Here is a 10,219-nt window from a genome sequence, read left to right as displayed (position 1 = left end):
CCATCCTGGACGCGGCGCGCGCGGCGGGGGTCAGTTCGCTGGCCTGGGCCGGCCTGATCGCGATCGGCGCGCTCTCGGCGGGCGGGCTGGCCCTGCTCGCCCGGGCGGGCCGGTTGGATGCGCCCGTTCCCGTCGGCTGACACACCAGTGGGTGGTGTGCACCGGATTCCGGGCACACCACCCACGGCCGCGACAAGTCACTACTTCATGGCGCTGGGGCCCGCCGGCATACCGGGCTCGCGGGCCCCCTGGTCGAGCCGGAACGGCGGGTACTCGTCGCGCATGAGCGAGGCGTACGCCTGTACACGCAACGCCCATCGCTGGATGCCGACGACGAAATCGAACAAACCGCCGGGGTAGCGCGCGGTGAACAGCAACGCGATCGCCGCGAACAACACCAGCAGACCGAGCACCGGCGGCGCGTAGGCGCCCGACCAGTCCTCATCCCAGCCCGACGCCGCCCAGGTACCGCTGACCATGGCCCCGACCAGCAGATAGTGCGGGATCGCCAGCAACCACCACTTCACCAGCACCAGGCCGCGGTGCAGACGTTCGGGATAGTCGACGACGACGTCGGCGGGGTAGTCCGGCTTCGAATCGAGTGAGAACGGCGGGTATTTGTCGGTGCCGAGCACGCCCCACGCATAGAAACCGACCCGCCACGACCAGCGAATCACACCGACATTGAATTCGAACAGCGCCCGCGGGTACCGGCCGGTGAACAGAATCGCGAAGAAAGCGATGATCGTGACGATCGCGTAGGCGATGTGCAAGAAGAACAACACGATGTAGTGCGGAATGGCGAGAATCCACTTCACCAGCCACATCCACCGCGACAGCGTGGGGTCGAGGTCGCCGCGGACGTAGACGGGATACCCGGAAGTCGCGGGGACGCCGGTATTCTCGGGATTGCCGGGTTGCATGTTTCGACACTCCTTCACCGATGCTCGGGGAGCAGGGCGGCACGATGGCCGTATGGAGCGATTGTGTCCCACAACAGCTTAGACTTCGACAACGTTGCGGTACCGACACGCCAACAAATCGTTCGGCGGGTGAACAATGCTGGTGTCGCGGGTTTTCCGGAGAAGGAATTCGCCTCAGTGCGGCGCTTCGCCGTGCGCGGAGTACAGGCTGATATCGCCGTCCTCGCCGAGGAACGCGTTGACCAGCATGATCCGATCCTCGCGCAGCACATCGGGTTCGGGCGCGCTGGTGGTGATGGTGATCTGCGGAATCGACGACCAGTTCACCACATAGCGTTGCGGCGGGCCCGCGTCGTCGGAGAGCCGGGCCAGCCGGAACACCGATACCGTCTGACGCAGCATGAGATCGCGGATGACCTCGGCGATTCGCTCGGGGTCTTCCAGCGCGAACATGAAGCCGAATGTCAACTCGGGCGAGGACACGTAGGCGGGCACGAACTCCGAGGCTAGTCCATCGCGGTTCGGTGCGCAGGCACTACGCGCGGGCAGTTGCCGGGAATGCGCCGGGCCGATCCCGCCGACGGCGCGGCCATCCGGCACCGCGCGGATCGCACCGGCGCCGAGGGTTGTCCGTCCCAGTCGGACCCTCGGCGCCGGCGCTGCCATCCACGGGGTTCGCCGCGATGGTGGTCGGCAGGCCCGCGCCTAGCGCGGGCTTTCGGGCTCCGGATCGACGATCTCGGCCTCGACGTAGCTCGCCGGTGGCGCGTCGGCGGCGAATCGAGGATCGTCGGCCGGATCGGCGAGCCGGGGTTCGGCGTCGAACCCGGGATCGCCGGCCTCTGCCTCGACCGGGCCCGCGGCGGCGTCGCGTTTGGCCGCGGCCGCCGCCTCGTTCATTTCGATCGCGTCGGTGATCCACTCACCGATCTCCCGGGTGACCTCCGCGACGGTGCCGGTGATGATGGTGGCGATATTGCCGACATGCCGGGCGCCGGAGGACGTCAATTCCTGGATCAGATCTTTGTTGGCTTCGAATTTCCCGATCATTTACACGCCCACTTCGGTAGCCTTCCGCTGTCGCATCACGATAACACCGGGGGCCTTTCGTTTCCGTAGTGCAGCGGGCAGCAGGGCGGCGAAACGGGATTCGAGCAGACTCGGCGGCAGCGCCAGCTGGAAAATCTTCACCCATACCGAAGCGATCTGCTTGGTGAACGGGCCGGTGTTGTACGGGAGGCCATATTTCTTGCACAGCTCTTCCACCTCCGGCGCCATCTCCGGGTAACGGTTGGCAGGCAGGTCCGGGAACAGGTGATGCTCGATCTGATGCGACAGGTTGCCCGACATGATGTGGAACAGTTTGCCGCCGGTGATGTTGGCCGAGCCGAGCATCTGCCGGACATACCACTCACCGCGGGTCTCGAACTCGGTCTCCTCCTCGGTGAACGTCTGTACGCCCGAGGGGAAGTGTCCGCAGAAGATGATCGAGTACGCCCAGAGGTTGCGGACCAGGTTCGCGGTGAAGTTGCCCGCCAGTGTGCTGACGAACAACGGCCCGGTCAGCGCCGGGAAGATGATGTAGTCCTTGAGCACCTGACGCCCGGACTTGCGCAGCTGACCCTTGATCAGCGGCTTCAGATCCGACCACTTGCGCTTGCCCTGGATGATGTTGTCGGCCTCCAGGTCGTGCAGCATCACGCCCCACTCGAAGAAGACCATCAGCAGGAACGCGTAGAGCGGATTGCCCAGGTAGTACGGATTCCACTTCTGGTCCTCGTCGATGCGCAGGATGCCGTAGCCGATGTCGCGGTCACGGCCGTGGATGTTGGTGTAGGTGTGGTGCATGTAGTTGTGCGAATGCTTCCACTGATCTGCCGGGCAGACCGTATCCCATTCGAACACACGGGAATTGAGGCCCTGTTCACGCATCCAGTCGTACTGGCCGTGCATGACGTTGTGGCCGATCTCCATGTTGTCCAGGATCTTGGACACACCTAGCGCGGCGACACCGGCCAGCCAGAACGGCGGCAGGAAACCCAGGTACATCAGGCCGCGGCCGGCGACCTCGAACCCACGCTGCGCCTTGATGATCGAGTAGATGTACTCACGGTCGCGTTCACCGAGGTCGGCGACGATGCGATCGCGCAGCTCGTCGAGCGCGCGGCCGATCTCCTCGACCTGCTCCGGCGTGAGCACCAGAGGGCCGTCCTCGGTCTCGGTCAGAATGGTCATCGGTTGCTCCCCTTCAGTTGTCAGATGTCGATGTCGACGTCGCCGACGGCGGCGCTGACACAGAGTTGGATGGGCTGATCGGGATCGGCGTCGGTCTCACCGGTGCGCAAGTTGCGCGTGCAGCCGGTGCGCCGGACGGCGGTGCAGGAGAAGCAGATACCCATCCGGCAGCCGTACTCCGGGTTCAGCCCGGCGGCTTCGGCCTGTTCGAGCAGGCTTTCGCCGGTGTTGTCGGCGCTGACGCCACTGGCGGAGAAGGTCACCGTGCCGTGCGCGTCGGCCGCGTCGACCGGCGCCACCGACACCGTGAACTCCTCGGTGTGCAGCCGCTCGCCGAGCTGTTCGGCGTCGAACACCCGGCGCACCGAATCCATCAGCGGGCCCGGCCCGCACAGGTAGGTGTGCGCGTCGGCGAACCACGGTGCGGTCCGCTCGAGTTCGTCGTAATCGAAGGCACTGCCGTCCAGTTCCGGATAACGCATCTGCAGTGACACGTTGGGATGGGCGGCGGCGATGGCGGCCAGTTCCGCGCGGTGCGGCACGTATTCCGGCGAGCGGGCGTAGTGCAGGAACACCACCGGGCCGGTGTACCCCTCGTCGGTGAGGGTGCGCAGCATCGACAGTACCGGCGTGATGCCGCTGCCGCCGCTGATCAACAGGACCCGGTCCGGACGCTGCCGCGGTAGATGGAACACACCCGAGGCGGGCGCGAGATCGACCACCAGGCCCGGCTCGGCGGCCCGGTGCAGGTAGCGCGAGACCAGGCCTTCGGGATGCACTCGGATGGTCAGGTCGATGCGGCGGTCGCGCTGGTGCTGCGAGTTCACCGGTGAATAGCAGCGGGTGTGGCGCACGCCGTCGATGACGACGCCGATCTGCACGAATTGGCCGGCCTGGAAGCCGGACCACTGGCGCGTCGGCCGCAGCGACAGCGAGACCGTTCCCGGCACCGAACGGTCTACGCGCACGACTTCCGCCCGCATCTCCCTGGCGGTGAGCATCGGGCGCACCAGCTCCAGGTAGCGGTCGAGCGGATGCGGTGTGGTCAGGGTCTGCACCAAGTTGATGAGATCCACCATGCGGTTTCTCCGTGCTGTCGTTGGTCACACTCGGCAATCGAGCCCGAGACAAATTTCGGTGTACGTCTGTACACTCAATAGTGTGACTGATGACCGGGGACGGATGTCAACCAGCATCTGGTGTGACGCGAACTACATCTGGAGAATGGGTACATGGTGAACGGATGTATGCTCACCGGGATGAGTGAGCAGGCGGAAACCCGGGTCGTGCGCAAGGAGCGCACACGGCAGGCGCTGCTGGACGGGACCCTCGCCCTGGCCGCCGACCGCGGATTCGCCGCGCTCAGCCTGCGCGAGATCGCCCGTTCGGCGGGCATCGTGCCCACCGCCTTCTACCGGCATTTCGCCTCGCTCGACGATCTGGGCGCCACCCTCGTCGACGAAGGCGTCAAGGCCCTTCGACTGGCGTTGCGGCAATTGCGCCGCAGGCCGGACGCGCACCTGTCGGAGACGGTGCGTTTCGTCTTCGATCAGGTAGCCGAGAAAAGGGAACTGTTCGGGTTCCTCACCCGTGAGCGCCGCGGCGGTTCGGCCGCACTGCGTCGGGCCATCGACATGGAGATGCAGCTCATCGTGCGCGAGCTGGTGGTCGACTTCTCCCGGATCAGCGCGCTGGACACCTGGTCATCGGAGGATCTCGAGCTGGCGGCGGAACTGATCGTGTCCACAGTCGCCGACGGCATCGCCGACTATGTCGCCGCCGCGCCGCGCGATCGGCAGCACACGATCGACCGCACGGTCTATCAGGTCCGGCTCATCGCCCTCGGCATGGGTGTCTGGAAGCGCTAGATCCCGGACTCACTCCTTCGCCGGCTTCACCGCGGGGTCTCGCACCGGGTCGGGTCCCGGTACCGCGAGCAGGGCGAGCAGCCCGAGGCCGAGCACCACGAGCAGGCCGACAATGCCGGCACGGTCGGTGGCGAACGCCCAGGCGAAGAAGCCGAACAGCATCGGCGCCAGGAACGAGACCGCCCGGCCGGTAGTGGTGTAGAGGCCGAACAGCTGCCCCTCCCGGCCCGCGGGCGCGAGCCGGGCCAGGAACGAGCGCGCCGAGGACTGGGCAGGTCCGACGAAGACCGTCAGCATCAGCCCGAACACCCAGAACATGGCCGGCCCGGACACCATGAGCAACACCGTGCCGCAGATGATCATCGACACCAGCGACACCACGATCACCAGCTTCGGGCCGACGCGGTCGTCGAAACGGCCGGCGACGATCGCGCCGAGCGCGGCGACCACATTGGCGGCGATGCCGAACAGCAGCACATCGGCGTCGCCGAAGCCGTACACACCGACGGCCAGCACCGCACCGAAGGTGAACACCCCGGCCAGACCGTCACGGAAGATGGCGCTGGCCAACAGGAATCCGACCGTGCGCCGGTCGGCGATCCAGAGCTCACGCAGGTCGCGCCACAGCACCCGGTAGGAGCCGAGGAACCCGGCGCTCGCCGCACCGGGATCGGCGCCGGTGCGCACCACTTCCGGCACCGCGAACAGCACCGGCAACGCGAACGCCGCGAACCAGACCGCGGCCAGCACGGCGACCAATCGGATGTTGAGGCCGTCGTCGGTGGGGATGCCGAACAGCCCGCGGCGGTCACCGTCACCGGCAATGAAGCCGAGATAGCAGATCAGCAGCAGGAAGATGCCACCGAAATAGCCCATGGCCCAGCCGAATCCGGAGACCCGGCCCACGGTGGCAGGCGTGGACACCTGGCGCAGCATGGCGTTGTAGGGCACATTGGCCAGTTCGAAGCAGGCCGAGCCGACGCCGAGCAGGACCAGCCCGAGCCACAGATCGCGGTAGTCGTCGTGCACGAAGAACATCGCGGCCATCGCGGCGATGGTCAACGCGGTCAGCGCACCGAGAGACCGTTTGCGGTTGGCGGTGGCATCGAAGCGCTGTCCGCTGACGGGCGCGGTCAGCGCGACCACCAGTCCGGCGATGCCGAGCGCCCAGCCCAGCCAGGCGCCGGCCGAGATATCGCCCGGCAGATCGTCGCCGACGGTGTCGGTCAGGTATACCGAGAAGACGAAGGTCAAGATGACGGCGTTGAAGGCGGCCGAACCCCAGTCCCACAGACCCCACGCCACCACCTGCCCGCGCCCGGTCCCAGCCGCACCGCGCACGTCGACCTCGCTCATACCGCGCACCCTAATCGAGCGGGGCCGTTGTAGCCCGGCTTCGGGCCGCGCCCCGCGATTCCGACGCCCGCGTGCGCTGGGCAGGCACCTCGTCATGAGCAGTCGGCGACCGGCCGGCGGCAGGTCAAGGTTCACAAGAATCCACAATATGCACCTAGTTGCATAGTACCTGCGGTCTCGGATACTCTGTGTGGCATGGCACTCGAGCATGCCCTGCTGGTATCGCTGACCGAACGCGCCGGGTCCGGCTACGAACTGGCCCGCCGGTTCGACAAGTCGATCGGCTATTTCTGGAGCGCCACCCATCAGCAGATCTATCGCGTACTGCGCCGTATGGAGGAATCCGGCTGGCTGCACAGCGAATCGGTGACCCAAGAAGGCAGGCCGGACAAGAAGGTCTACGCGGTGAGCGAGGCCGGTCGCGCGGAATTGGCGCGCTGGATCGCCGAACCCACCGAGCCCGAACGCGAGCGCAACGAGTTCTTCGTCAAGGTCCGCGCCGCCGCCTACGGCGACCTCGACGCGCTGCTGACCGAGGTGGCCCGGCGCCGAGACGAACACCTGCGCCGGCTCGAGCTGTACCGGCTCATCGAAAAACGAGACTTCCCGGCACCGGATCAGCTCACCGGCACCGGGCTGCACCAGTACCTGGTGCTCCGCGCGGGCATCCGCAAGGAGCTCGGGTCCGCCGAATGGTGCGACGAGGTCCTGCAAGCCCTGCGACCGAACACTCCACCCTCGCGCCCGACAGCCCCGGGCGCGGACTGAGGTAAGAAAGCGAGCCCGCTCGTGCGATCGACCAGCTATCCCCACCTGTTCGAGCCCCTCGATCTCGGCCACACCACGTTGCGCAATCGCGTGATCATGGGGTCGATGCACACCGGCCTCGAAGACCGGGCCTGGGACACCAACCGCCTCGCCGCCTACTTCGCCGAACGCGCACGCGGCGGCGTCGGGCTCATCATCACCGGCGGTTACGCGCCCAACCGCACCGGCTGGCTGCTGCCCTTCGGCGCCAAGCTCACCAACAAGACCGAGGCCTACCGCCATCGCGCCATTACCCGCGCGGTGCACGCCGAGGGTGCCAAGATCGCCCTGCAGATCCTGCACGCCGGCCGGTATTCCTATATGCCGGGCAGTGTTTCGGCGTCCTCGATCAAGGCCCCGATCAACCCGTTCCGGCCGCGCAAGCTCTCGGCCAAGGGCGTCGAACAGACCATCGACGATTACGCGCGCTGCGCCCGGCTGGCGAAATTCGCCGGCTACGACGGCGTCGAGATCATGGGTGGTGAAGGCTATTTCATCAACCAGTTCCTCGCCCCGCGCACCAACAAACGCACCGACAAATGGGGTGGAACGCCGGAGAACCGGCGGCGGCTGCCCGTCGAGATCGTGCGGCGCACCAGGGCCGCGGTGGGTGACGACTTCATCATCGTGTTCCGGCTGTCGATGGCCGAGCTGGTGGAGAAGGGGCAGACCTTCGACGAGATCGTCGCGCTGGCACAGGAACTCGAAGCAGCGGGCGTGAGCATCCTCAATACCGATATCGGCTGGCACGAGGCCCGGGTGCCGACCATCGTCACCTCGGTACCGCGCGCGGCGTTCGTCGAATTCACCGCGAAGATCACCTCGAAGGTCACCATCCCGGTCTGCGCGTCGAACCGGATCAATATGCCCGAGATCGCCGAGGAGATCCTCACCCGCGGCGACGCCCAGCTGGTATCGCTGGCGCGCCCGTTCCTGTCGGACCCGGAGTGGGTCAACAAGGCCGCCCAGAACCGGGTCGACGAGATCAACACCTGCATCGCCTGCAACCAGGCCTGCCTCGACCACGCCTTCCAGCACAAGACCGTGTCCTGCCTGCTCAACCCGCGCGCCGGACACGAAACCGAGCTGAAACTGCTACCGACGCGGCGCAGCAAGCGCATCGCGGTGGTCGGCGCCGGGCCCGCCGGGCTCTCCGCCGCGGTCAACCTGGCCGAACGCGGGCACCGGGTGGAGTTGTTCGAGGCCGACGACAAGATCGGCGGCCAATTCGACATCGCCCGCCGGATTCCCGGCAAGGAAGAGTTCGATGAATCCATCCGGTACTTCACCCGCAAACTCGAACTCACCGGCGTCACCGTCCACCTCGGCAAACGCGCCACCGCCGCCGAACTCATCGAGGGCCGCTACGACGAGGTGGTGCTGGCCACCGGTGTGCGCCCGCGCATCCCGAACATCCCCGGCATCGACCACCCGATGGTGCTGACCTACGCCGAACTGGTGCGGGAGCAGAAGCCGGTCGGCAAGCGGGTCACGGTGATCGGCGCGGGCGGTATCGGCTACGACGTCAGCGAATTCCTCACCGTCGACGGCCACCCCACGCTGAAACTCGATGAATGGAAGCAGGAGTGGGGCGTCGACTCGGTCGACGAGCAGGTGCGCGGCCAGCTCGCCACGCCCGTCCCCGCCCCCGCCGCCCGCGATGTGGTACTGCTGCAACGCAAGTCGGGATCGTTCGGCAAGAGCCTGGGCAAAACCTCCGGATGGGTGCACCGGGCGGCGCTGAAGGCCAAGGGCGTCGAGCAGATCGGCGGCGTCAACTACGAGCGCATCGACGACAACGGGCTGCACATCAGCTTCGGCGAGAAGCGCGAGCGTCCCCGGCTGATCCCGGTCGACAACGTCGTCATCTGCGCTGGTCAGGAATCGGTGCGCGATCTGGAAGACGAGCTGCGGGCCGCGGGCGTGCACCCGCACCTGATCGGCGGTGCAGAACTCGCGGCCGAACTCGACGCCAAGCGCGCGATCGACCAGGGCACCCGTCTGGCCGCCCGGCTGTGAAGCCGGCGCTGCACTGACACAGCGGCGCTACGGTCCGGGAGTGTTCGTCTTACCCGGCGGACACCGCGTGCTGCGGATCCCGAAACACCACCTGCCGTCCACCGCTGAGCGACAATTGGGCGAGTTCCGAGGTGAGCGAACAAAGGGTCTGCACCCGCTGGGGCGCAACGGTGACAGGTGCGATCCGGCCAGCGGTACGTGACGGACCGGAGTCGCTTACGCTCATGGCGTGAGCTTGCCTTCCCCCACTGCCGATAACCGTGCCGTCGTCACCGGAGCGTCGTCCGGAATCGGGACCGCGCTGGCCGCCGAGCTGGCCATGCGCGGATACTCGCTGATCCTGGTGGCCCGGCGCGGGGACGTCCTCGAGGAGCTGGCGCAGCGGCTGACCCTCGCGCACGGCATCACCGCCGAGGTGCGTGCGGTCGATCTGGCCGACCGCGAGCAGCGGGCTCCGCTGGTGGCCGAGCTCGCGGCTCGCGATATCGCGATCCTGTGCAACAACGCGGGCATCGCGACCTTCGGCCCGGTCGCCGAACTCGACCCCGCCTACGAGCGGGACCAGCTCGAACTCAACGCCGTCGCCGTACACGACCTCAGCCTGGCGGTGCTGCCGGGCATGATCGAGCGCGGTGGCGGCGGGATTCTGATCAGCGGGTCGGCGGCGGGCAATATGCCCATCCCGAACAATGCCACCTACGCCGCGAGCAAAGCCTTCGCCAACACCTTCTCCGAGTCGCTGCGCGGCGAGCTGAAGGGCACCGGCGTGCACGTGACGCTGCTGGCGCCCGGGCCGGTTCGCACCGAGACACCGGATCCGTCGGAGGCGTCCATCGTCGACCGCATGGTCCCCGATTTCATGTGGGTCTCCTCCGAGTACACCGCCAGGGTCTCCATCGATGCCCTGGCCCGCAACAAGATGCGCATCGTGCCCGGCCTGATCTCGAAGGGGATGAGCGTGGCCGGGCAGTACGGGCCGCGCGCGGTCACCGCGCCGGTCGCGGGGGCGTT

General features: G+C 67.0%; 10 protein-coding genes. 4 read left to right on the top strand and 6 right to left on the bottom strand.

Features of this window, described 5'->3' with window-relative positions; translation table 11 throughout:
* Positions 1 to 200 precede the first annotated feature (200 nt).
* The 5 genes from RJ05_RS06560 to RJ05_RS06540 all read right to left on the bottom strand — a co-directional run bounded on the left by RJ05_RS06560 (position 201) and on the right by RJ05_RS06540 (position 4,237).
* Positions 201 to 923, bottom strand: a complete 723-nt coding sequence (locus tag RJ05_RS06560) for a DUF4389 domain-containing protein (protein WP_036534315.1) — start codon at positions 921 to 923, stop codon at positions 201 to 203.
* Positions 924 to 1,097: 174 nt separating this feature from the next.
* On the bottom strand, positions 1,098 to 1,418 hold the full coding sequence (locus tag RJ05_RS06555) for a hypothetical protein (protein WP_036534317.1): 321 nt from the start codon (positions 1,416 to 1,418) through the stop codon (positions 1,098 to 1,100).
* Positions 1,419 to 1,628: 210 nt separating this feature from the next.
* Entirely contained in the window at positions 1,629 to 1,973 is a 345-nt protein-coding gene (locus RJ05_RS06550; protein ID WP_036534313.1) for a hypothetical protein, read from the bottom strand.
* Positions 1,974 to 3,158 carry a fatty acid desaturase family protein gene (locus RJ05_RS06545; protein ID WP_036534312.1) on the bottom strand — a complete coding sequence of 395 codons (1,185 nt, stop codon included), beginning with the start codon at positions 3,156 to 3,158 and terminating at the stop codon, positions 1,974 to 1,976.
* Between the two features lie 20 nt (positions 3,159 to 3,178).
* Positions 3,179 to 4,237: a ferredoxin reductase gene (locus tag RJ05_RS06540; RefSeq protein ID WP_036534311.1), complete on the bottom strand. Its 1,059-nt coding sequence runs from the start codon at positions 4,235 to 4,237 to the stop codon at positions 3,179 to 3,181.
* 180 nt (positions 4,238 to 4,417) lie between these two features.
* On the opposite strand from RJ05_RS06540, the gene RJ05_RS06535 reads away from it, so the two are divergent.
* Entirely contained in the window at positions 4,418 to 5,026 is a 609-nt protein-coding gene (locus RJ05_RS06535; RefSeq protein ID WP_228800904.1) for a TetR family transcriptional regulator, read from the top strand.
* Positions 5,027 to 5,035: 9 nt separating this feature from the next.
* Here RJ05_RS06535 and RJ05_RS06530 read toward each other — a convergent pair whose 3' ends face one another.
* Positions 5,036 to 6,382, bottom strand: a complete 1,347-nt coding sequence (locus tag RJ05_RS06530) for an MFS transporter (protein WP_036534307.1) — start codon at positions 6,380 to 6,382, stop codon at positions 5,036 to 5,038.
* A gap of 195 nt (positions 6,383 to 6,577) precedes the next feature.
* On the opposite strand from RJ05_RS06530, the gene RJ05_RS06525 reads away from it, so the two are divergent.
* The 3 genes from RJ05_RS06525 to cmrA all read left to right on the top strand — a co-directional run.
* Complete coding sequence (locus RJ05_RS06525) at positions 6,578 to 7,150, top strand: PadR family transcriptional regulator (protein ID WP_036534304.1); 573 nt, start codon at positions 6,578 to 6,580, stop codon at positions 7,148 to 7,150.
* A 21-nt stretch (positions 7,151 to 7,171) separates the two neighbouring features.
* The gene (locus RJ05_RS06520) at positions 7,172 to 9,208 is read left to right on the top strand and encodes an NADPH-dependent 2,4-dienoyl-CoA reductase (protein WP_036534301.1); all 2,037 of its coding nucleotides are present in this window, start codon (positions 7,172 to 7,174) and stop codon (positions 9,206 to 9,208) included.
* A 229-nt stretch (positions 9,209 to 9,437) separates the two neighbouring features.
* Positions 9,438 to 10,219, top strand: a 782-nt coding sequence (gene cmrA / locus RJ05_RS06515) for a mycolate reductase (RefSeq protein ID WP_036534299.1), incomplete at its 3' end; no start/stop codon positions are given.

The sequence above is a fragment of the Nocardia cyriacigeorgica NBRC 100375 genome (assembly GCF_000308555.1).
In the GTDB taxonomy this organism is placed as follows: domain Bacteria; phylum Actinomycetota; class Actinomycetes; order Mycobacteriales; family Mycobacteriaceae; genus Nocardia; species Nocardia cyriacigeorgica.
This window is presented reverse-complemented; position numbering and strand designations above follow the sequence as displayed.